Below are 22973 nucleotides of genomic sequence, written 5' to 3'. Positions count from 1 at the left end.
AAGCATCCATGGTCGGGTTCGCCCTTCCCCGCTTGAAGCAGCCGAGCGTCATTCCGGGCTTTGCCCCGACGCTCGGCTTTACCGTGCTTTATCTGTCGATCATCGTGCTGATTCCGCTCGGCGCGCTGATTCTCAAGGCGGCGGGCCTCGGCTTTGGCGATTTCATCGCCCTGGCAACGGCATCGCGCACCTTGGCCGCGCTGCAGCTATCCTTTTTAACCGCGCTGGTCGCGGCCAGCATCAACGCGGTGTTCGGCCTGCTGATCGCCTGGGTGCTGGTGCGCTACGACTTTCCCGGCCGAAGGGTGATCGACGCGGTGATCGATCTGCCCTTCGCCTTGCCGACGGCGGTCGCGGGCATCGCACTGACCTCGCTCTACACGCCGAACGGCTGGATCGGGCAGTTTTTCGCGCCGCTCGGCCTGAAGGTCGCCTACACGCCGATCGGCATCGTCGTGGCGCTGACCTTCGTCAGCCTGCCCTTCGTCGTGCGCACGGTCGAGCCGGTGCTGCGCGATCTCGACCGCGAGGTCGAGGAGGCCGCGGCAACGCTCGGCGCCGGGCGTTTTGCGACGGTGACGCGGGTGATCCTGCCGGCCCTTTTGCCGGCCCTCCTCACCGGCTACGCCCTCGCGCTCGCTCGGGCGATCGGCGAATATGGGTCCGTCGTCTTTATCGCCGGCAACATTCCCTATGTGTCGGAAATTGCGCCCTTGCTGATCGTGATCCGGTTGGAAGAGTTCAACTACGCCGGGGCGACGGCCGTCGCCGCCTTGATGCTGGCCATCTCATTCGCGATGCTCCTGACGATCAATCTCATTCAAGCCTATAGCCGCAGGAGATACGGCCATGGAGCGTGAGGGGATCGTCCGGGCACTCCCGATCGCCGATCCGGCCTCCGCGGCCGACAGGTCGCTTGCGGCCGATCCGGCGCGAAAGCCCCGCAGCCGCTCGACCTGGCACGCGCCGACGACGGAACGCCCGTTCGCCAAATGGCTGCTGATCGGCGTCGCACTGGCCTTTCTCGCGGTCTTTCTGGTGATGCCGCTCGTCGTGGTCTTCGTCGAGGCGCTGAGAGCCGGGCTCGGCGACTACCTCGACGCGATCACCGACCCCGACGCGCTCGCCGCCATCCGGCTGACGCTTTTGATTTCGGTGATCGCAGTGCCAGCCAATCTGGTTTTCGGTCTCGCCGCCGCCTGGTCGATCGCCAAGTTCGAGTTCAAGGGCAAGAGCTTTTTGATCACCCTGATCGATCTGCCCTTCTCGGTCTCGCCGGTGATCGCGGGCCTGGTCTTCGTGCTGCTGTTCGGCGCGCAAGGCTCGCTCGGCCCCTGGCTTTCGGGCCATGGCATCAAGATCATCTTCGCCGTCCCTGGCATGGTGCTGGCGACGATCTTCGTGACCTTCCCTTTCGTCGCGCGCGAGTTGATCCCGCTGATGCAGGAACAGGGTGCCGGTGACGAGGAAGCTGCGATCTCGCTCGGTGCCAGCGGCTTCAAGACCTTCTGGCTCGTCACCCTGCCGAATGTGCGTTGGGCGCTGCTTTACGGCGTGCTGTTGTGCAATGCCCGGGCGATGGGCGAATTCGGCGCCGTCTCGGTGGTCTCTGGCCACATCCGCGGCGTCACCGATACGATGCCGCTGCATGTGGAGATTCTCTACAACGAGTACTCCTATTCCGCCGCCTTCGCCGTCGCCTCGATCCTCGCTCTGCTGGCATTGCTGACCCTCGGCCTCAAGAGCCTGCTCGAATGGCGAAACGCCGAACATCTGAGGTCGACGCGCGGCCATTGAGCCCTGCGTCAGACCGTTGCTCTCTTTTCAGTCCGGAACACGCCCATGGAAATCAGCGTCCGCAGCCTGCGCAAGGAATTTGATCGCACCCCGGCTCTCAACGGTGTCTCGCTGGACATCCAGTCGGGGGAGCTGATCGCCCTTCTCGGGCCCTCGGGCTCGGGCAAGACGACGCTTCTGAGGTTGATCGCCGGGCTGGAATTTCCGACCGCCGGGTCGATCTTCTTTGGCGATGAGGATGCCTCGCACAAAAGCGTGCAGGATCGCCATGTCGGCTTCGTCTTCCAGCACTACGCGCTGTTCAAGCATATGAGCGTGCTCGACAATATCGGCTTCGGTCTGAAGGTGCGGCCGCGCGGGCAGCGCCCGTCCGACGCCGAGGTCCGGAAACGCGCCGGCGATCTGCTCGATCTGGTGCAACTGCCGGGCCTCGGTAACCGGTTCCCGCATCAGCTCTCCGGCGGCCAGCGCCAGCGGGTCGCACTGGCCCGGGCGCTCGCCATCCAGCCCCAGGTGCTGCTGCTGGACGAGCCCTTCGGCGCCCTGGATGCCAAGGTGCGCAAGGAGCTGCGCCGCTGGTTGCGCGAGTTGCACGACCGCACCGGCCACACCACCGTCTTCGTCACCCATGACCAGGAAGAGGCGATGGAAATGTCCGATCGGGTGGTGGTGATGAGCCAAGGCCGGATCGAACAGGTCGGCACGCCCGACGAGATTTACGACCAACCCGCCTCGCCCTTCGTCTATGCCTTCATCGGCGATTCCAGCGAATTGTCGGTGCGCGTTGACCGCGGGGCGGTCTATCTCGAGGACGCGGCCCTTGCCCTCGTCGCGCCCGACCTGCCCGACGGTCCGGCTCGGCTGTTTCTGCGCCCGCACGATCTCACGATCACCGACGATCCGGCCGGGGCGATTGCGGGCCGCGTCGCCGGCGTCCGGCGCCAGGCCGGCGCGCGGGTGGTCGAGCTGGAGGTCGGCGCCAAGGGCGAGCGGATCGAGGTCGCGCTGCCCGAGACCGAACGCGGAATGGAGAACGGCACCCACATGGTTCGCCCGCGCAAGTGGCAGCTCTATCCGGCGGCGTAACAACCGGACAGGCGGCGTATCCTTTCAGCCGTCACACCGGTCGCGGCACAGGGTGACAAGGCCGATGCTGTGACGTCACTTCACGCGCTCCAGGATCGAGACGTAATTGGCCACCGCCGCACCGCCCATGTTGAAGACGCCGGCGGTCTTGGCGCCGGCGATCTGCATGTCGCCGGCCTCGTCCATCAGCTGCATCGCCGCCATGACGTGCATCGAAACGCCGGTGGCACCGATCGGATGGCCCTTGGATTTCAACCCGCCTGAGGGATTGACCGGCAACTTGCCGTCCTTGCGGGTGATCCCCTCACGCACGACCTTGTGGCCCTCGCCGCGTTTCGCGAGGCCCATCGCCTCATATTCAATCATCTCGGCAATGGTGAAGCAGTCATGGGTCTCGACCAGATCCAGATCGTCGAGGGTCAGTCCCGCCTCGTCCAGCGCCTTCGCCCAGGCCGTTCGGGCGCCGGCAAATTCGGTCGGATCGCGGCGGCTGATGGCAAGGACATCGTTGATATGGCGCCGGGCGCGAAACGCGATCGCCCGTTCCAGACCCTCGGCCACATCCTCATCGGCGAGGACGATCGCGGCGGCCCCATCGGAGACCAGCGAGCAGTCGGTACGCCGCAGCGGCGGTGCGACATAGGGGTTCTTGTCGGACACGGTGTTGCAGAAGGTGAAGCCAAAGTCCTTGCGCATATGAGCATAAGGATTGGCCATGCCGTTGGCATGGTTCTTCGCCGCGATCATCGCCAGCTCTTCGGACCGGTCGCCATAGCGCTGGAAATATTGCTGGGCGATGCGGCCGAAGATGTCGGCAAAGCCGCCTGCGACCTCGGCTTCCTCGTCGCGGTAGCAGGCCCCAAGCAGGATGTCGCCGACGGCCACCGTCGGAATCGCCGTCATTTTTTCGGCGCCGACCACGAGGGCGATGCGGCCGCGACCGGATTCGATGAAGTCCATGGCGCTGTAAAGCGCCGCCGAACCGGTGGCGCAGGCGTTTTCCATGCGCACCGCCGGGACTTGGCCAAGGCCGTCCTCAGCCATTGCCACCAGCGCCCCCTGAAAGTCCTGCTTGGAAAAGCCGTTGTTCATGACGCCGACGAAGATGCCGTCGACGTCGGCGGTTCCGATCCCGGCATGGTCGATCGCCGGGCCGACCACCTCGCGCATCAGCGCCTCGGTGGAGGGCGCCTCGACTTTGCCGAATTGGCCATGCGACCAACCGACGATGCGTGCCTTGCTCATGATTTCATGCCTCCCATGGAATCGGTGGGACGGAGCATCAGGTCCCGCGCGGGATCTGCCGGCGAGCGCGCTGCCGGCTGCGCCAGCACTTGGACGCGTGTGACGAGCGGCGCCTCGGTCGTTGTCACGTCAATCGACAACTCGGGCACGGGTTCCACCTACCGGACCTTCACCCTGCGGCTATCAATCGCCGCGACCGAGAGCGTCCCGGCAAGCGCCAAGACGTTCCACCTGTCGCAGAACGCCAACGACGCAACTCACCAGACTGATCGGACTGGCGATCCTTGCCGCCATCGCGGCGATCTCGCATCTCTTCTGACAGTTGATGCGATCGGCAACACCGCACAGACCTGCGCACAACGTGCCGCAGCACGTCGTGCCAGCGCGAAGCCGGCGCCAATCGAAATGCCGGTTGCCAAGCCTGTGTCAGCTGACGATGCGGATCCGCTTCACGCGCTCGGCGATATTCTGGAAGACACTGGTCAACTCGCTCGCCGATTGAACCGAATAGTAATGGCTATCGTCAGTCGCACAGCTCTTCAGAAGCGTCTCGTCGCCCTCGATCAACCGGATCGTATAGAGTTCGAGGACAGAGCCGTCGGGGTTGGCCATCGATTTCGCATTGGTGCAAGCGAGCTTTGTCCGCGCATCGATCTTGTCTGATTCGCTTTGATTGTACCAGCGATCGGCGGTGTTCTCGCCGTCGGTGAGCAAGATCATGATCCGTTTGGTCCGCGTGTCGGTGTTGCCGCCGGTCATCGGAGCCGTCGGCGTCAGCGTCTCCATGCCCCACTGCAGACCGATGGTGATATTGGTATTGCCGGACGGCGTCAGCTTGTCGACCTGGTTGCTGAGCGATGAAAGATCGCTGGTCAGCGGCACGATTGGCTGCAGGCTCTGGCTTTGCGTGCAACTCACGTCGCGGACATAAAGGGTATCTGGATTGCTCACATCCGGAGCATCGGCTCGCGTGTCATAGGGTTGCGACCGGTCGATGACGCATCCGGAAAAATTGCCGCTGACGCGTGTCGACGCAGCGCTTTGCTGATAGACGATCGCTGTCGAATTCGAGCACCAGGAATAAGGATATGCGCAGCGATAGGTTGTGCGTGCGACCGATATCACGCCATCGGACCCCTGCTGTGTCGTGTAGATATATGCTAAATAGGCTCGGTCTCGATAGCTGTAACCCTCGTAATAAGTTCCACTCGTTCCGACTTTGAACCCAGCCGCATCGGGACTACAAAATTTGGTGTCCGGAGAGGACATCTTGCTGCACTGCACCTGAGATGCACTGAGCATATCCATATTGACGTTGTCGACCCGCACATCGGTGTCGAACGGAACCATTGAGACCTGGACGCTGGCGTCATCCGAGGCCTCGTCAAAGTTCGACAGGAAGAGTTTCACCGCGGCCTTGAGCTGGGTCATTTTGCCCGACTGCGCCATCGAGCCCGTGGAATCGAGCACCAGAGCGATATCGAGCGGAATGTCCGCGTGCTTGGCGGTCGCTTCGACGGCCATGTCGAGGGAATGGATCTGCATCAAGCCGAGAAAAGCGGTCGGCATCGTGAAGTTGGCGTCGTAGATCCAGGTGCCGTTGGAATTGATGAGCTTGGTAGACGTGACGTCGACATCTTTGTCGAGATTGGCCGTGAAGAGCCCATTCGCCTGACTCAACCGCTCGGTCTCGTTGGAGCCGGAATATTTTGCCGCGGCAAGCACCGCGGCGTCGGCCGCCGACTGCACGTTCTCCTTCTGTCGCAGGGCGTTGGAGTAGTCGACGACGCCGCCCACGGCCAGGATCAACGGCACCGCCGCGAGCGCCGTGAACACGCCGAAATTGCCGGACCGATCGCAGACCAGACGCCGCAGCGTGGCGCGACCGCGGCGAAAGGCGGCTCGGCAGGATTCAGTCCACATGGTTCCGCCTTCGATCGGGGCCGAAACGATTTCGAACCGGAATGATCTCAGAAATTTCCTAAGGAACGATCGGGCGAAAAGGTAAATTTTCGCGAATTGGCTTCACCTTTTGCGCGTTGCGGCCGCGGGGGTCAATACGCGTTTCAGGACACAGTCACGCCGCTTCGCAACCGGACATCAGCCCCCTGCCCTGCCTCGTTGCCCCGCCAGGTGACAAGCCCGCCGTCCTCCGGCTCAGCGAGCCGGAACACCTGCCGCCCGCACACGTCGTTGAGGATCACGGCGCTGCGCCAGGCGGCCATGGATAGCTGCGGGTCGATCACCCCGTAGGACCGCCGCCCATGGTTCAAGCCGTAGATCGGATTGCTCGCCGGCCCATCCCACAAAGTGCGATAGCTCTCGCCGAGCGCCAGCGCGCCGTCCGGCTCCTGAGCAAGACGCCGTGCCAAAGGCTCGAGGCAGTTCGGCGTCGCCGCGCGATAGCCGGTGGCCAGCACCACGACATCGACCTCCAGCACCTCGCGGGTTCCCTCCGCGCTGGTGGAGACCACCGCCTGGCCGCGACCGCTCGGCCGCACATGGGACAGCTCTCGCCCTGGATAAAGCGCGACGTCGTCCCGCCCCTCCAAATAACGACGGCGATAAAGCAGCCGGTAGAGTTCGTCGGCGGTCGACGCAGTGAGGCCGTCGCTGGCGAATTTCTGCGAAGCGAGTGCCCGCGCCTGCACCTCCAGCGGCATCTCGCGATAGGCGGCGAGATAGCCGGGGGTGAAGAACTGATCGACAAGCCCGCCTTCCTGCAAGGTCCAGAAGCCGTCGCGGCGGCTGACCCAGGCGATCGAGGCCGGCGCGGCCGCACCCTCTTGCTGGAGAAGATTCAGCACCACCTCGGCGCCGGACTGGCCACCGCCGATCACGGCCACCCGCCGCCCGGCGATCGCCGGGCGGATCTCGAGATAGCGGCTGGCATGGAAGCATTCCGGCCCCTGCGCCACCCCCGCCGGGATCAGCGGCACGCGGCCGGTGCCGATCGCCAGGGCGCGCGCCCAGCAGTCCGGCCGGCCCGCAACGCGCAGGCGGAAAAGACCGTCGACGAAATCGACGTCGTCGACCGCGGCATCAAAATGAGCCGAGGCCAGGCCTTCGGCGGCCCAGGCCATATAGGCGCTGAATTCCAGCCGCGAGACGGTCTCGAACCGGGCCGACATGAAGTCGAAGAAACGGCCCTTCTCGACGAGATAGTTGAGGAAGCTCCACGGATTGGTGGGACAGACCGGCGTCACGAGATCCTTGAGCGGCGAGGTCTGCAGGATCGAATCGGAAAAGCAGAGGCCCGGATGCCAGGCGAAGCTGACATTGCGTTCGAAAAAGGCGGTGGCGAGCCCCGGCACACCATCGGCCAAGGCCGCGAGGCTGAGGTTGAACGGTCCGATGCCGATTCCGGCGAGTTCGACCGGCTTGGTTGGCTGAGTCATGTCGCGGTTTTCCTCGTGGGCGTGAGTGCCAGCAGGGCTGAAGCCATGAGACCGGCCGACAGCGCGACCGATAAGGAGGGGCCGATCGTCAGACCGGCCGATCCGATCAGTGCACCCAGCGCAAGGCCGCCGGTCGAAACGGTCGCGTTCCAGGCGGCTTGGCTGGTACCGCGCTGCTTCGAGCGGGACAGGGCGCCGAACAGATTGCGGGTGAGAAGGATGGCGCTCGTTGCCCCGACGATGCCCGACAGCGCCACGACAAGGGCCGGTGCCGGCAGGAGCGCGATCACCAAGAGCGCTGCCCCGCCGAGTCCCGCCGCGACCCGCATGCCGGCGAGTTCGACCTTCGCCGTCAGGAAGCGGTGGGCGACGAGAAGCCCGAGATTGGCGGCTGCCAGCGCAAAACCGGCATAGGTCGCGGCCGACAGATCGCCGAGATGCGGTTGCGCCGCCAAGAGCGGGGCAAGCGAGACATGGGTCGCGCCCAGACTTGCCTGAACCAAGGCCGGCAAGATCAGGGCGCGGAGGTCCGGCGGCATGAACCCGCCGACGTCGGCGACCGCGTTATCCTCCAGGTTGCGATTGAGCCTGGCAAGGCTCCAGAGCCCACCGAACATCGCCGGCAGCATTGGCAATACGACACTGATCGCCACCAGCGGACCGACGAGAACGGCACTGGCCGCCCGGCCGATTCCGGCAAAAGACTGCGTGGCGGCCAGTCGATGACGCGCCGTCGCTGCGTCATCCAGACTGGCGGTCTGCGCCGCGACCAGCACGGTCGCCGCCGACATTCCCTGGACGAGGCGCAGGACGAGCAATCCGGCAAGCGCGATTGCCGGTGTCAGATCGACGAGCAGCAGCAAAACAAGCCCGATCGAGCAAACAAGCATGGCGACGAGGGCCGCCGGAACCAGCCGCCGACTGCCGACGAGCCCCATCAGCGGAATCGTCATGGTGGCCATCGCCATGCCGGTGGCGACAACCGCGCCGACCGCCGCGTTCGATAGGCCGAGACGGCTCGCGATCAGTGGCAGCATCGCCAGGATCGCGGTCTGCTGAAAGGCGTGTCCCACGAGGGCGGGGGCGAGCGACGTTTTCATGAATTGGGGAAAATCCACATGGCTCGCTTTGCGTCAAGAAAAATGTTGACTGTTTTGATCATATTTATAGTTTGGCGCCCGCCAGCCGTTATAGGAAAGCCGCTTACGCGATGACCGAAACCGCCGATATCCCGTCCCTGAACGCTTTTTTGAACGCTGCTCTGCGTGAGGGCGTGCTTCGCAGCGCGCATTTTACCGGTGCGACGCTGTGCTTCGCTCTGCCGGACGGGCGCCCCGCCAGCGTCGTCGTTGGCGCCCGCAGCCAATTTCGCAGCCGCTTCGGCTCACCGGTGACAATCGACGGCGCGACAGTGAGCATCGACGCTCTGCTTGGCGCGCTGACCGCCAAGGCCGACCCGCTGTTTGCCCGGCGCGTGTCCGACAGCCTCGCGACGATCCGCACCACCGGTGACGCCACTGGGGATCCAGAATTCTGGACGTTTCGCGAAGCGGAAGCGGCGCTGCGCTTCGGCCATGTTCTGCATCCCAATCCGCGCAGCCGCGACGGCATCAGCGCCGAAGAGGCTGCCCTCTACACGCCGGAATCCGGCGGCCGCTTCGCGCTCGAATGGTTTGCGGTCGATCCCGCCCATCATCGGGCGGGCGGCCTGGCCGACGATGGCTTCCGCCGGCTGGCCGAAGCCGATGGCATCGCCGTTCCGGCCGATCGCCGCATCTTTCCGATGCATCCGTTTCAGGTCGCTCGAACGGCTGACAACGCTGCCGTTGCGGCGCTTATTCAAGCGGGCAAGCTCGATCGGCTGGGCTTGGGCCAGCCCGACTGGAGCGCCACCGCCTCGATGCGCGCCGTTCACGCCTTCCACGCCCCGTTCATGGTGAAATTCTCGCTCAGCCTGCGACTCACCAATTCGATGCGGCTGTTGTCGCAACGTGAGGTACTGCGTGGGTTACATGTCACTGATCTCCTGAACAGCGAGATCGGCAGGGAGATTGCGGCCGCCTTCCCAGGCCTGACCATCCTCACCGAGCCCGCCTTTGCCGCGTTGCAAGGAGCGGATGGCGATCTCTTGTCCGAAACCATCGCCGTCCTGCGAGACAATCCCTTCCAGGAACCGAACACGCCGGGGCCGATCATCCTCGCCGCACTCTGCGAGGCGCCGCGGGAAGGCCTGTCGCCCCTTGGGCGGATCGTCACCCGCCTCGCCAAAGGGGGCGACACCGCGTCCGTCGCAAAAGCCTGGTTCGCGGCGTTTCTTACCGAGGCGATTCGTCCGGTGCTCGAATTGCGCGCTCGCTACGGCCTGCTCTTCTGCTCCCACCAGCAGAATATGATGCTGACACTGCGCAACGGCTGGCCAGGCGGTGCAGTGATCCGCGACTGCCAGGGCACCGGCCATCTCGCGCCATTTCATCAGCGACTCGCGTCGGTCTGCCCCGGGATCGGCGAGGGGTCGGAAAACGTTCTCGACATCGAAGAGGGCGATCGGCTGATCACCTATTACATCGTCGTCAACACGGTGATGAACACTTTGGCGACACTGGTTCTCGACGGCCTTGTCACTGAGGCCGCGCTGCGGAGCGTGTGGCACCGTTTTCTCGACCAGGCGCGCCGCGAAACGCCCGGCGATCCGACCTTCTATCGCCGTCTGCTCGAACGCCCCAGCCTTACGGCCAAGGCCAATTTCGCGACGTCGCTGTCCGGCGTCAACGAGGCTGACGGCGGCTCGGCAGGCCAGTTGGCGAGCTTTCTCGAACTCACCAATCCCATCGTCCTGACGGAGGCCGCATGACCGTTCACCAGCCTTTGGCCCAACCTCTCGCGCTGACGGCCGGGTCGCCGTTGGTCGCGCTCTGGCAAGAACTCGACAAGCGCTTTGCCGAAAGCGAGGGCGACCGGCTCCAGCTTCCGGGGCATCGCCTCGCCGAACTCGGCCTTAGTCTTCGCGATCTGGGTTGCGCCTATCTCGACTCCGGCGCGATCGTGATCGAGCGGGGCGGCTTCTATCAATCCGCAGGCTTGTGGAGCCGCGAGCAACCTGGCCGACGTGTGGCGACGGGCCTCGTACCGGGCCCCGACGGCCGGGATCACCCGCGTCGACCGCCCAAGCCGGCCGGCTGCTTTTACCAACGCTATGATCGCCAGAGCGAGACAACCGTCGGCCTCGAGACGCTCGATCTCGATCGCCATCTCGATCTCTTCCACAAATGGCAGAACGAACCGCGCGTCGCCTATTTCTGGGAGGAGAACAAGTCAAAGGCGGAATTGGCCGACTATCTGTCGGTGCGCATCGCCAATCCTTCGATCTTGCCGGTGATTGCCAGCTTCGACGGCGACCCGGCCGGATATCTGGAATTCTACTGGGGCCGTGAGGATCGCCTCGGCGCCTACTACGCCTCCGACCCCTGGGATCGCGGCTGGCATGGGCTGATCGGCGAAACAAAGCATCTCGGCCGCAACAAGACTGCCGCCTGGATCAAATCGCTGACCCACTATCTGTTTCTCGATTGCCCCATGACCGAAAAAGTGGTCGGCGAGCCCCGCGCCGACAACGTCAAACTGCTGCGATATACGGGACCGATCGGCTATCGGAAGATCCGGGAATTTGATTTTCCCCACAAGCGCGCAGCGCTGATGCACTGCGAGCGTGACGAATTCTTTGCCATCGCGAGGTTCTGACGATGGAGGATGCCGTTACCCCCGAGCGCTTTGCCAGGGCAAGCCGGCGCTGGCTTGCGAAGACGATCAGCGAACTCACCTACGAAGAGGTCCTGGCCGCGGATGAGAGCACCTTGCGGCTCGCGTCGGGCATCACCTACGACTTTCGCGCGGTCCGTCGCGCATGGAGCAATCTCGACATCGACCCGGAGAGCATCCGGCGCGATGGCGCCGCGCCTTCGGCGCTGCAATTCGTCATCGACGCGCGGGCCGAACTCGCCATGCAGCCGGCAGCCGAGGCGATGTTCCTCAAGGAGTTGAAGAACACACTGCGCCAAGACTGCGTCATCGATGCCCGCTGGGGAACGCTTGCGTCCGACGACTTGGCGGATCTTCCGACAGATGCGCTGCATGCGGCGCTGGAGGGCCATCCCAAGGCTGTCGCCAACAAGGGCCGCCTTGGCTGGGGTGCCGATGATCTGAAGCGCTATGCGCCGGAGACCCCCGCGCCGATCAATCTGGAATGGCTGGCGCTCGACCCCGCGCATGTCAGGCGCGGGCGCGGTGCCGGGATCGAGGAGACCGCACTCTTGCGGGCGGCGATCGGATGGGCGGCGACTCGCCAGCTCCTTGCCGCCGCCGGCAGCGCCGATAGCGTCCTGATGCCTGTCCATCCCTGGCAATGGGACAACGTTCTCGCTCAATCTCTCGTCGCCGACATCGCCGAGGGCCGGGCCCGGCACCTCGGCCGCTTCGGCCCGGCCTTTGTCGCAAGCCCCAGTCTGCGGACGCTGATGCCGATGGACGGCGGATCCTACGAGGTCAAGCTCGCCCTCGGCATTCTCAACACCTCGGCCTGGCGCGGCATGCCCGGCAAATATATCGAACAGGGCGCGGCGATCTCCGATTTCGTGGCAAAGATTGTCGCCGAAGATCCCGTCACCGCATCCACCGTCACCGTGCAGCGCGAGGTGCTGGGCCTCTGGTGGGAGGATCCGATCCTGGCACAGGCGCCGCGGGCGCCTTATCGCTGGCACGAGACCCTCGGCGCGATTTGGCGCGAACACGGCGAGGCGCTACGCCCCGGCCAGCGGGTTGTGATGGCCGCCGCACTCTTTCACGAGGGTGCGGACGGGCGGCCGCTGATCGCCGCCTTCGCCAAACGCTCGCGGCTCTCCATCGAGGCCTGGCTGCAGCAGTTGTTCAGCGTGAGCGTCGTGCCGCTGTGGCATATTCTGTGTCGTTACGGCCTCGGCTTCATCGCCCATGGCCAAAACATCAATATCGTCCTCGACTCCGACCGGCCGGTCGGCATCACCGTCAAGGACTTTCAAGGCGATCTCGATCTCGTCGACCAGGACTTCCCCGAAACTGCGGGCCTGCCCGCGGCGGCCCGTGCCGTCCTGCCGCGAAAGCCGCCCGCCCATATCGTCCACAACATTCAGACGGCGCATTTCGTCACCGTCCTGCGATTTTTGTCGGCGAGCCTGGCGCGACGCGACCTCCTCGATGAGGGCCGCTTCTATCAAATCCTGCGCGACACGCTACGCGCCCATGCCGATGCACATCCAGACCTCGCCGACCGCTTCGCGCTTTTCGACCTGTTTCAGCCGAAAATGCTCCGCGTCGCGATCAACCGCGTGCGCTTCCAGATCGGCTACGAGGATTATGCCGAACGCCCGCTTCCAACGCGCGGCACGGACCTCGACAATCCGCTTTGGAGCGAGGCCGAGACCGTTTGAGCCTCAAACGGCCTCGGCGTATCACGCGTCTCAGGCCGTCCAATAGGCCGAGAGATAGCCCTCATCGAGCGGAACGTTCAGCGTTTCGCGGAAGTGTTGGCGGGCGCTACGGATGAGCTGGCGTTCGGCGGCGATCCAGACGAAACGGCTGGCACCGGCTGGCGGGAACGGGGCGGCGATGACTGTCTCCAACAGCGACGGCCCCCTGCCGCGCGTCAGCCATTCGACCGTCATGCCGCTTGGCATCGGCAGCGCGACGCGGTCGGCCGGGTCACCGAGCTCGATGAAGACATGACCGCGCCGATCCGGCTTCGACAGTTCGAGAATCCGGCGGATCGCCGGCAGCGCTGTTTCGTCACCGGCAAGCAGCAAAAAGTCACCGGGTGGCGGCATGCCACCCCCCGGTCCGACGACGCCGACCACCGCGTTCGTCTCGACCTCGCGCGCCCATTGCGTCGCCAAGCCGCCCTCATGCAGGAAGAGATCGAAGGACAACCGGCCTTGCGCCGGATCAACGTCAACAACCGTATAGGCCGGCCGATGCAGGACGTCCGGTTCCTTCGGCCAAACAGTGCGCCCCGCCGAATCGAGTCGCGGCCAGACCGGAGGGCGCCCCTTCGGCGGAATGGTCAGACGAAAATGCATGCCCCCGCCGACGAAATCCGAAACATCGTCGGCGGCAAGCGTCAGACGCAGAAAATGCGGCGACACCGGCCGTTTCGCCACGATGGTAGCGACGCGAAAATTCGGCGGAAGGTCCCCCTCAGGCAAGTCGCCACGCCAGGCCATGCGACCGGCCATGCCCGGTGCGGCATGATCGAGGAAATGCAGGAACGCCTCGCGGATCTCATGAACTTGTACCACCTGACCAGCGCCAATCCGCACCTCGAAGGCGCTCCCGCATAGCTCCGCCTCGATCCGGCCGATCGGAAGCGTGAGAGAAAGCCCGGCCACATGGCGCTCGACGCGATAGCCATGCTCGGCGATCTCGGCGGCAAGATCGTCGATCAGGGACGCAGGCAGCGGCGCCGGCGCGGTTCCGGTGGCATTGGCGGACAACATCATCGTTTGCATCAATCTCCAATCGGCCATTTCAAGCGCCGGCGACAGGCGCCGTCCGACGGCAGGTGAGAGCCAGGAAGCCGAGGCTGCCGAGAAGCCCGGCCACGAGACCGCCGGGCACCTGCCACGGCACCATCGCCACCCGACCGATCCAGTCGGAGCCGACCATGACGATCGCCCCGAAAAACAGCGTCGCGACGACTTGTTCCGGCAGGCGCCGCGCCATCACCAGCCGGGCGAGATGCGGCGCAATGAGCCCGACGAAGCTCAACGGTCCAATCACCATCGTCGCGGCGCTGGCCAGCACCGCGGCAAGACCCAACGCTCCCGTCTGGGTCAGGCGGACCTTGAGACCGAGCGCCGCCGGAACCGCGTCGCCAAGCGCCAGAAGGGCCAGCGGCCGCCGGCAGAGGATGATGGCCGTGGTCGCTCCGGCCAACAGCAGGCCAAGCGCCAAAGCTTCCGGCAACGAGACGAGAAGCGTCGAGCCGGACATCCAGGTCAGCAGCGCATTGGCCTCCATCGAGGCATTGGCCAGGGCAATGCGCACCATGGCATCGAGGAAGACGCCGAGGGCGATACCGGCCAGAAGGATCGCCGCGGCCTGATCGCGGTGGCGCCGGGCAAACCACAGGACGATAAGCGCCGCCCCGATGGCGCCGGCGAAGCCGTAGACGAGCAGCGCGGCGCGTGACAGCACCCCGAGCGTCAACGCGGCAAAGACGATCGCCGCCGCCGCGCCATTGGAAATGCCGAGCAGCTCGGGGCTGGCAAGATCGTTGCCGACGATCTTCTGGATCAGCAACCCAGCCAGTGCGATCGCCCCGCCGGCAAACAGCGCACCGATGACCCGGGGCAGCCGGGCCATGAACAGAGCGCCATCGCGGCTCGGGTCGAGCGACGTCCAGGCGATCCCACTCCTCCCCACGGTCAGCGCGATCGTCACTAAGACGACCAGCGCGATGAAGAGCGCGACGAACAGCCTGGTGCCGGGACTGAAGAAGCGGCCTGCCGCCGGCGCCGTCGCGGTATCGGGGCGGCTGGCAAGACGCGCCCGCGACAACAAAGCGAAAAGGATCGGCGCGCCGAACAGCGCCGTCACCGCGCCGGCAGGCACGAGCTTGCCGCTCCATTGCGACAAAAGTTGCGCAAGGGCATCGGCCGCAAACAACGCCAGCGCGCCGAGACCGGCCGAGGCGATCAACGTCGCGGCAACCGAACGCGGCCGGCACAGCCGAACGATCGCCGGGATCGCCAGACCGACGAATCCGACGATGCCGATCTGCGACACGACGATTGCTGTCACGGCCACGGCGACGAGCAGGATGACGAGCCGCGCCGTCTCGGTCTTCACACCGACCCCGCCAGCAACACTGTCGCCGATCGCCAGAAGTGCGATCAGCCGTGCCGCCGCGATCAGGGCGCCGAAGGCGAGGATGCAGCTCGGCAGGATGATCGTCGCAGCGGACCAGTCGGATTGGGCCAGATGCCCCGAGCCCCACAGGAAGAGAAAGGCAAGGCGCTGCTCGTTGAAGAGAACCAAGGTGGCCGAGGCGGACGAGAGCAGCAGCGTGATCGCCATGCCGCCGAGCGCCAGCCGGGCGGGATCGAACCGGTGCCGCCGGCCAATGCCATAGACGAGCCCGGCTGCCGCCAGCGCACCGACAAAGCTCCACATCGCGCGCGGCAAAACGCTGGCCGCCGATCCCGAAAGGGCCGCCAGCGCTAATGCGAACTGCGCCCCTGCCGAGACGCCAAGGGTGGTCGGCGACGCGAGTGGATTGCGCAGAACCTGCTGCATCACTGCGCCGGCAAGACCGAGCGCGGCTCCGCTGGCGAGCGCGACAACGATGCGCGGCAGCGTCGCGTAATGGAACAGGACCGCGGCAAAGACGCTTTGCGGCGGGTCGAACAGGCCGAGCCGCATGCTGTCCAAGGTAATGCGGGGATCCCAGCCGGCGCCCGTCGCGAGCGCCCCGATCGCCGCCAACAGCAGGGCGACGAGGGCGAGCCGGAAAGCAGGCTGCGACGTCCCGGTCACGCTCAGTTGCCGCTCTTTGTCAGAGCGGCGGCGATCGCATCGGCCATGGTGATGGCCGAGGGGAGACCGCCGAAGGTCCAAACCACCGGGAGGCGATACACCGCCCCGGCCCGCACCGCCGGTAGCGCCTTGCCAAGGGGTGTTTCGAAAACCGCGGCCATTTCGGCCTTCGTCACCGGCCCGGCGACGACGATCGTCGCCTTCGGATCATCGGCCAGCGCGCTCGGCTCAACGGTGGCAAAGCCCCATTCGTTGACCTTGCCGCGATAGGCATTTTTGAGGCCGAGCTTGGCAAGAACCGTGTCGGCGATGGAATTCTGCCCGTGAACGCGGATGGCATGGGGGCCAATGATCCGCACGACGTAGACCGACCGACCGCTGAAGCCCGCCGCCTGCAGCCGCTTGGCGTCCATGGCGAGAGCGGCATCGGTCTTCGCGATCAGGGCATCGGCCTCGGCCTGTTTGTCGGTCACCTCGCCGATTGCCCGCGTGCCGGCGACAACGGCCGCGAAAGTATCGCCGCCGGTGCCATTGAAGGTTATCTCCGACACCGGCGCGATCGCCGCCAGCCGCGCCTTCAAAGGCCGCAGATGGGCTTGGGAGAAGATTCGATCCGGCTTGAGCTGCGCCAGCTCTTCCAGATTGGGCTGCTGGCGCGAGCCGATGTCGGCAACGCTCTCCGGCAGGCGCGGACTGGAGACCCATTCGCGATAGCCGCGGGCATCGGCAGCACCGACCGGCGTTATGCCCAGCGCAAGGAGGGTTTCGAGCTGAGCCCACTCCATTGCGACGACGCGCTTCGGCGGCTGGCTGGAGTGGGTCTCCTCGGCTGATGCGGTGGTGGACATGGCCCAAGCAGCCACGGCGGCAAGTCCAGCAGCAATACAGGTGACGACGGCACGCGCCATGGGCAGACCTCCAGCTTTTCCGGTTTAAAGGGGGTAGACGACGGACGGTCCGTCCGCTCGCGGGCGGATCGTGCCGATCGGTAAGTCGAAGATCTTCGACAGCACCCCCGGGCCCAGCAGTGCATCAGGCGAACCGTCGAAGACCGGACGGCCGTCCTTCAGCGCGATCATGTGGTCGGCAAACCGCGCCGCCATGCCGATGTCGTGAATGGCCATGACAATGGTGAGATTGCGCTCCTCGCGCAGCCGACGCAACAGCTGCAAGACCTCGATCTGATGCTTGAGGTCGAGGGCGGCGGTTGGCTCGTCGAGGAGCAGACACGACGGTTCCTGGGCGAGCAGCATGGCGAGCCAGGCCCGCTGCCGCTCGCCGCCCGACAAGCTCGCCATCGCCCGATCCGCCATGCCGGCTAAACCGACCTGCTCGAGGGCGTCAGCGATAGCTTGGTGATCATCAGCCCGATAGCGGGCGAAAGGGCCGCGCCAGGGATAGCGTCCGAAGCGGGCGACCTCCGCGACGGTCATGGTCGCTGCCAGCGGCGGATGCTGCGGCAACCAGCCGACGCGGCAGGCAAAGGCGCGCTGTCCAAGGCTGTTCATCGGCCGGTCATCGAGCAGAATCTCGCCCTCGCTCGGCCGGCACTGGCGGGCGAGCAGCGACAGCAGGGTCGACTTGCCCGAACCGTTATGTCCGATCAACGCGACGAACCGCCCGGCAGGAATGGTAAGATTGAGCGTCGGCAAGATGCGGGTCGTGCCGGCGGCATAGCCAACGCCGAGCAGATGGAACAGTGCAACGCCCGCGGCCTTTCGGCCGGCGGGCGTTGCCTCGTCGATGGAGGTCATGACCATCGTCGATCAGAACGTCTTTGTCATCGAGACGGTGAAGGTGCGGCCGCGCCCCTTGTAGTCGAACACCTTGTCGCCGGCATAGGCGCCGTAGAAGATTTTGGCACGCTGCCCCCAGATCGTCGTGTAGTCCTTGTCGAAGAGGTTGAGGACGCCAAAGTTCACCGTGATGTCGGCGGGCTCGTATTTGTAAGAGCCGACGAGGTCGAACAGCGTGTAGCCCTTGAGCTTCAAATCGTTGTGGTCGGTATAATCGAACACGTGCTGACCGTTGAGCGCCACCCGGAACACATCGTTCGACCAGCCGATATGACCGCCGAGAGTCGAGTTGCTGGCGTCGGTGACGCTGGAGGCCTGCCATTCGCCGCCATTCTTCACCTCGGTACGCACATAGTGACCGGTGAGGCCGGTGTCGAAGCCGCGGGGCAACTTGACGTCGACCTTGCCTTCGACGCCATAGACCCGCCTGTCCAGGTCGGCCAGACTGATGAGCAGCGAGGTGCGATTGTATTCGATCGTCTTGTCGGACAGGGAGTAGTAGCCGGCGACCTGCGCATTGACGACATCATTATCGTAGCGGTAGCCGACCTCGTAGGAATTGGTCTTGATCGCGCCGAGCTGCGAATCGTCGACATTGACCGAGGAGAGCAGCACGTAGCGGCCGCCGATCAAGCTGTAGCGGCCCTGGCCATAATATTTCGCCGGGTCCGGAAGCTCGAAGCCCTGGCTGAAATTCGCATAGACCTGCTGGCCGGTGCCGACATTGACCGTCGCGCCGAGGTTGAAAAGATCCGCCGCATAGTCGGCCGAACCGCCGGGAATCGTATCGGCACCGGTCGCCAAGCCGAGTGCGATTGCCGATTGCTGGGCGGTGGCGACGAAGTCGTCGATGTCGGTCTTGACGTATTGATGGCGATAGCCGCCGGTGATCGTCAACCAGTTTGTCGCCTCGTAATTCGCCTCCACGAAACCGGCGAGCTTGGAGACCTTCACCCCCGGATAGCGACCGATATTGGCGAAGGTTTCGAGATCCATCGCACCCGTGGCGGCCGACAAGGCCGGATTGAAGATCGTTTGACTGGCGTTGAAGTCGTCGACATCGCCATCCGAGCCGAACGTGACTTTCAGATTGTCGAGCGGATTGGTGACGATCGCCGCCTGATAGCCGTAATAGTCGGTATTCTGGCTCGAGGCCGAGAAGAAGCGGCCGCTGGAATCGGGGAACGGGTTGAAGTCAAGCTTTTCGGAGCGCCAAAATCCCTGCAGAAGAAGCTGCTGGCCGTAAAAATTCTCGTTGGAATAACTGGCCGTCAGCATTCGGCGCCGGGTCGCCGGATTGACGTCGGACTGGTAGCCGTCACGCACCTCGATGTCGTCCGGCCTGCCCCGCAAACCTGAATAGTTGGTGCCGAAATAGAGGCCGTAAGGGCTCTTCTGCGCGCTGTTGTAATATTGCGCTGTCACTTCGAGCCGCTGATTGGCATCGATCTGCAGGCCGGCATTGGCGAAAAGATCGAGTTCGCGATTGAATTGGGTCGAGGTCTGGGTGATGTCCGGGATGACCATGTGGCCATCGCCATCGAAAAAGGCGCCGGTACTGCTGCCCGCGATCGAAATGCGCATGTCCCAGGTGTCGTCGTTGTAGGTGACCGCTGCGCCACCGTTGATGTCGCGGTCTTCGTGGCTGTTGAAGCCCGACTGGGCTCCGGCCGTCACTTCGCCATGGAGGCCGGGCTTCGCATCGCGCCCCTTTTTGGTGATGATGTTGATGATGCCGCCGGTGGCGTTCCCGCCATAAAGCGCGGTCGCGCCGGAGAGCACCTCGACACGCGCCACATTGAACGGATCGATCGAGTCCAACTGACGACTGATCGAGCGCGCCGAATTGAGCGAGACGCCGTCAATCAGGATCAGCGCCGTCCGGCCACGCAGATTCTGGCCGTAATTGGTACGAGTGCCACGGCTGGAGACATCGAAGGCGGGAATATCTTCGGCCAGAATGTCCTTGAGCGTCAGCCCGGCCCGCGCCTTTTCCTGGATTTCCTTTTTGTCGACGACATAGATCGTGTGCGCCGTCTCTGAGATCCGCTGCGGCGAGCGCCCGCCGGTGATCACCACCGTATCGAGCGAAATCGTCTGACCCTCTTGTTGCGCTCTGGCAGGAGCCGAGACGGCGGCCGCCATTGAAGCGATGACGAAAAGCGCTGTACTGCGGGAAAGGACATTGCGGAAGGTGAAAGCGGATACACGCATTGAAACGGCCCAATCATAGCGACGGCCGACATCATTCCGGAATGATCCGGATCCACTCGACCCACAGGGAAATGGCCGTTTCTCAAAGATATTCCAATGACTTAGAGGCATATCCTAGCGGCCTTGCCCGGATAGTGCTATTTATCATGATATTTAAAGTCAACAATTACGAACCGCCTTCTTTCAGCCGCAATCACCTTGCGGCTTTTCGGCAACAGAATTTGTAAATGCTCAAAAGTTCCGCCACGCCGTTGGCAGCGGGTCAATAAGCGTTGCCACGGCCGGCCAACCTTCCATGCGTCCCCAGCCGCATGCCGATTTCGTGGCAGACAAGGCGAATACCCCACCGCCCGGATGAACCGAAGGCCTCGCCCAGGTCTGTCTCCTTCTGTCGACCTTCATCGGCGGCGTCTTTGGTTCGGCTGTCGCCGATGCCGCAACGGCCGCCGCCGGCTCGCTGATTGTCGTGACGATCTTCGCACGCGCCGGGTTTTGGGCTCTTCCGGTCGGACCTTTTGATGTAAAAGCCGGTCTTTCCGGTTTCCGGTGGTTGACGACGAAGGAGTGGTGATGCGGCAAACGTGGCGTTGGTTCGGCCCTAGCGATCTGGTGAGCATCGACGCCATGACGCAAGCCGGCGTCGAGGGCGTGGTCTCGGCGCTTCACCACGTGCCGACCGGCTCGGTGTGGGCGCCCGACATGATCGAGACCCGAAAGGCCGAAATCGCCACCCGCAAGGATGGAACACCGTCGGGTATCGCATGGGAAGTCGTCGAAAGCCTGCCGGTCTCGGAAGACATCAAGAAGCAGACCGGTGACGTCCGCGAGCACATCGCGAACTACAAGACCAGCCTGACGCATCTCAAGGCCGCGGGCATCGAGACCGTCTGCTACAATTTCATGCCCGTTCTCGACTGGACGCGCACCGATCTCGCCTTCCGCGTCGCCCATGGCGGCACGGCGATGCGATTCGACCTCATCGACTTCGCGGCCTTCGACATCTTTATTCTGGAGCGCCCAGGCAGCCGCGAGAGCTTTTCCGAAGCGGTCGTTGCCGCGGCCGAGCGCCGCTTCGCCGAAATGGACGAGAATCGTAAAACCACGCTTGCCGAAAATGTCGTCTTCGGCCTTCCAGGAGCGGCCGAGCATTTCAGTCTGGCCGAGGTGCGGGCGCATCTCGCCGAATATGGCGCCATCGACGAGGATCAACTGCGCCGCCATTTCATCGACTTTTTGGCGGAGGTGGCGCCCGTGGCCGAGGACCTCGGCATGCGGCTGTGCTGCCATCCCGACGATCCGCCCTTCCCGCTGCTCGGCCTGCCGCGGATCATGTCGAGCGAAGCCCATTACGCGGCGATCCTGCGGGCCGTCGATCTGCCGGCGAACGGCATCACGCTCTGCTCCGGATCGCTGGGCGTCAGCGCGGAGAACGATCTCCCCGGCATGATGGAGCGGCTCGGCGGGCGCGTACATTTCCTGCACTTGCGCAACACCGTGCGCGAGGATGATGCGATACCCTGCTCGTTCTACGAAGCGGAGCATCTGGCGGGTGACACCGACATGGTGGCGCTCGTCGCGGCAGCGCTCGCAGAGGAAAAGCGCCGCAAGGCCGCCGGACGCGCCGATGTCTCGATCCCCTTCCGGCCGGATCACGGCCAGGACATTCTCGACGACCTTTCGCGCAAGGCCCAACCGGGCTATCCTGCGATCGGTCGGCTGAAGGGCCTGGCTGAGCTGCGCGGCGTGATGAAGGCGCTCGAGCACCGGGCTCGCTGATCCCCCAAGGCTGCGGCCCTGCCGAAACAACGCGCGGCACCGCCGCTGCAAAGCCCGACATGCGACCGCGCCGGCCGTCCGAAAGGATGCGCCAATGCTCTTTTACGGGCGGGTCTTGTCAGATGTCGCAGCGGTCGCTGCGGCGGGTTGTGCGGGCGCCACGGTGAAATGGAGCAGCACCGGCAGATGGTCGGAAGCCGTCGCCGGCTGCCGCGCAACGGCGAGCACCTCCACATCCTTTGAGACCAGGATATTGTCGATCGGCAGACCGATCAGCGGGCGCAGAACGTCGGGCAGCTCACGCGCCAGCCAGGTCGGGCCGATGCCGTGAACCGGCCGGGTGCTGGTTGCCTCCGCAAAGCGCTGCACCGTGCCGCTCCAGGCGACGGCATTGAAATCACCGGACACCAGGTCCGGCTGTTCAAGCGCCGGCAGGACACGCCCCAGCGAGGCCATCTGCAGGCCCTGCCGATGCGGCCAAGGCCATTCCAGATGCTCCGATGCCACCGTCAGGCCGCGCCCGTTCCCGAGATCGAGCCGCTGCGCGACAAAGCCGTCCGTGGCGTGGCAATTTGCTGTTGGCGATGCGAAGGCGAGCTTCGAGAAGATCGCGACACCGCCGTGGTGGCCAGCGCCGCAGACGACGCGATAGGGATAAACCGCGTTGAGGCCGTTCATGGCGTCGAGCCAGCGCTGGTTGATCTCCTGCATCGTCACGATATCAGGCTTCACCTGCTCGATCGTCGCAATCGCCGGCTGCGCTTCTGCGTCGTATTTCAGGTTCATCTGCAGCAGCGTCAGCGCCGTCCGGCCAGCGGGAGCCGAGGCGGTGCCGGCCGGTTGCGGCACAACATAGGCAAACACGGTGACGGCCGCATAGGCCGCGATTGCCGCCGAAACGATCGCGCCGAGCACGCTGCGCGAGAACAGCAGCAAAACCGCCAGCGCGAACAAAATTACCGCGAGATGCGCGCGAAAATGCGCCAGCGAATCGAAGAACGGCACATCGCGACCGAAAAACCCGCCGACGATCGCCAGCGACACCATCAGGGCCAGCCCGAAGGCCAGCGTTCGTCGAATCCGAGACATGGCGTCGCTC

Annotated in this window: 17 protein-coding genes; 7 read left to right on the top strand and 10 right to left on the bottom strand. The window is 64.5% G+C overall.

What is annotated here, in order from left to right; translation table 11 throughout:
• The first annotated feature begins 8 nt into the window (after positions 1-8).
• From cysT to J1C48_RS06985, 3 genes are read left to right on the top strand one after another with little or no spacing between them, the layout of a single operon-like run.
• Positions 9-860, top strand: coding sequence for a sulfate ABC transporter permease subunit CysT (cysT, locus tag J1C48_RS06995; protein ID WP_207257072.1), 852 nt, complete (start codon positions 9-11; stop codon positions 858-860).
• The gene (cysW, locus tag J1C48_RS06990; protein ID WP_207257071.1) at positions 850-1797 is read left to right on the top strand and encodes a sulfate ABC transporter permease subunit CysW; all 948 of its coding nucleotides are present in this window, start codon (positions 850-852) and stop codon (positions 1795-1797) included. The genes cysT and cysW overlap by 11 nt, the downstream gene beginning before the upstream one ends.
• Positions 1798-1842: 45 nt before the next feature.
• Positions 1843-2883 carry a sulfate/molybdate ABC transporter ATP-binding protein gene (locus J1C48_RS06985; RefSeq protein ID WP_207257070.1) on the top strand — a complete coding sequence of 347 codons (1041 nt, stop codon included), beginning with the start codon at positions 1843-1845 and terminating at the stop codon, positions 2881-2883.
• Between the two features lie 75 nt (positions 2884-2958).
• Here the strand turns inward: J1C48_RS06985 and J1C48_RS06980 are convergent, their stop codons facing one another.
• The 4 genes from J1C48_RS06980 to J1C48_RS06965 all read right to left on the bottom strand — a co-directional run bounded on the left by J1C48_RS06980 (position 2959) and on the right by J1C48_RS06965 (position 8626).
• Complete coding sequence (locus J1C48_RS06980) at positions 2959-4128, bottom strand: acetyl-CoA acetyltransferase (protein ID WP_207257069.1); 1170 nt, start codon at positions 4126-4128, stop codon at positions 2959-2961.
• A gap of 426 nt (positions 4129-4554) precedes the next feature.
• Complete coding sequence (locus J1C48_RS06975; RefSeq protein ID WP_207257068.1) at positions 4555-6051, bottom strand: vWA domain-containing protein; 1497 nt, start codon at positions 6049-6051, stop codon at positions 4555-4557.
• A gap of 143 nt (positions 6052-6194) precedes the next feature.
• Positions 6195-7526, bottom strand: coding sequence for a lysine N(6)-hydroxylase/L-ornithine N(5)-oxygenase family protein (locus J1C48_RS06970; protein ID WP_207257067.1), 1332 nt, complete (start codon positions 7524-7526; stop codon positions 6195-6197).
• Complete coding sequence (locus J1C48_RS06965; protein ID WP_207257066.1) at positions 7523-8626, bottom strand: hypothetical protein; 1104 nt, start codon at positions 8624-8626, stop codon at positions 7523-7525. The genes J1C48_RS06970 and J1C48_RS06965 overlap by 4 nt, the downstream gene beginning before the upstream one ends.
• A gap of 110 nt (positions 8627-8736) precedes the next feature.
• On the opposite strand from J1C48_RS06965, the gene J1C48_RS06960 reads away from it, so the two are divergent.
• Genes J1C48_RS06960 through J1C48_RS06950 form a run of 3 tightly spaced genes read left to right on the top strand, consistent with a single transcriptional unit; the run spans position 8737 to position 12985 of the window.
• Positions 8737-10377 (top strand): IucA/IucC family protein, encoded by a 1641-nt coding sequence (locus J1C48_RS06960; RefSeq protein ID WP_207257065.1) that lies wholly within the window; start codon positions 8737-8739, stop codon positions 10375-10377.
• A complete protein-coding gene (locus J1C48_RS06955; protein WP_207257064.1) occupies positions 10374-11264 on the top strand; it encodes a GNAT family N-acetyltransferase in 891 nt (296 codons plus the stop codon). The genes J1C48_RS06960 and J1C48_RS06955 overlap by 4 nt, the downstream gene beginning before the upstream one ends.
• 2 nt (positions 11265-11266) lie before the next feature.
• A complete protein-coding gene (locus tag J1C48_RS06950) occupies positions 11267-12985 on the top strand; it encodes an IucA/IucC family protein (protein ID WP_207257063.1) in 1719 nt (572 codons plus the stop codon).
• Between the two features lie 30 nt (positions 12986-13015).
• Here the strand turns inward: J1C48_RS06950 and J1C48_RS06945 are convergent, their stop codons facing one another.
• From J1C48_RS06945 to rhtA, 5 genes are read right to left on the bottom strand one after another with little or no spacing between them, the layout of a single operon-like run.
• A complete protein-coding gene (locus tag J1C48_RS06945; RefSeq protein ID WP_207257062.1) occupies positions 13016-14059 on the bottom strand; it encodes a siderophore-interacting protein in 1044 nt (347 codons plus the stop codon).
• A 19-nt stretch (positions 14060-14078) separates the two neighbouring features.
• On the bottom strand, positions 14079-16088 hold the full coding sequence (fhuB, locus tag J1C48_RS06940) for a Fe(3+)-hydroxamate ABC transporter permease FhuB (protein WP_207257061.1): 2010 nt from the start codon (positions 16086-16088) through the stop codon (positions 14079-14081).
• A gap of 2 nt (positions 16089-16090) precedes the next feature.
• Complete coding sequence (locus J1C48_RS06935) at positions 16091-16996, bottom strand: iron-siderophore ABC transporter substrate-binding protein (protein ID WP_207257060.1); 906 nt, start codon at positions 16994-16996, stop codon at positions 16091-16093.
• Between the two features lie 24 nt (positions 16997-17020).
• Positions 17021-17842 carry an ABC transporter ATP-binding protein gene (locus J1C48_RS06930; RefSeq protein WP_207257059.1) on the bottom strand — a complete coding sequence of 274 codons (822 nt, stop codon included), beginning with the start codon at positions 17840-17842 and terminating at the stop codon, positions 17021-17023.
• Positions 17843-17854: 12 nt separating this feature from the next.
• A complete protein-coding gene (rhtA, locus tag J1C48_RS06925) occupies positions 17855-20098 on the bottom strand; it encodes a TonB-dependent siderophore receptor RhtA (protein ID WP_207257058.1) in 2244 nt (747 codons plus the stop codon).
• Positions 20099-20668: 570 nt separating this feature from the next.
• Between rhtA and uxuA the strand changes: the two genes are divergently transcribed.
• Entirely contained in the window at positions 20669-21874 is a 1206-nt protein-coding gene (uxuA, locus tag J1C48_RS06920) for a mannonate dehydratase (protein WP_207257057.1), read from the top strand.
• Positions 21875-21976: 102 nt separating this feature from the next.
• Here uxuA and J1C48_RS06915 read toward each other — a convergent pair whose 3' ends face one another.
• Positions 21977-22963 (bottom strand): endonuclease/exonuclease/phosphatase family protein, encoded by a 987-nt coding sequence (locus tag J1C48_RS06915; RefSeq protein ID WP_207257056.1) that lies wholly within the window; start codon positions 22961-22963, stop codon positions 21977-21979.
• Positions 22964-22973 lie beyond the last annotated feature (10 nt).

This window comes from Jiella flava (assembly GCF_017349315.1).
In the GTDB taxonomy this organism is placed as follows: domain Bacteria; phylum Pseudomonadota; class Alphaproteobacteria; order Rhizobiales; family Rhizobiaceae; genus Jiella; species Jiella flava.
The sequence above is the reverse complement of the archived record's forward strand: the minus strand, read 5'-3'. Positions and strand labels throughout refer to the sequence as shown.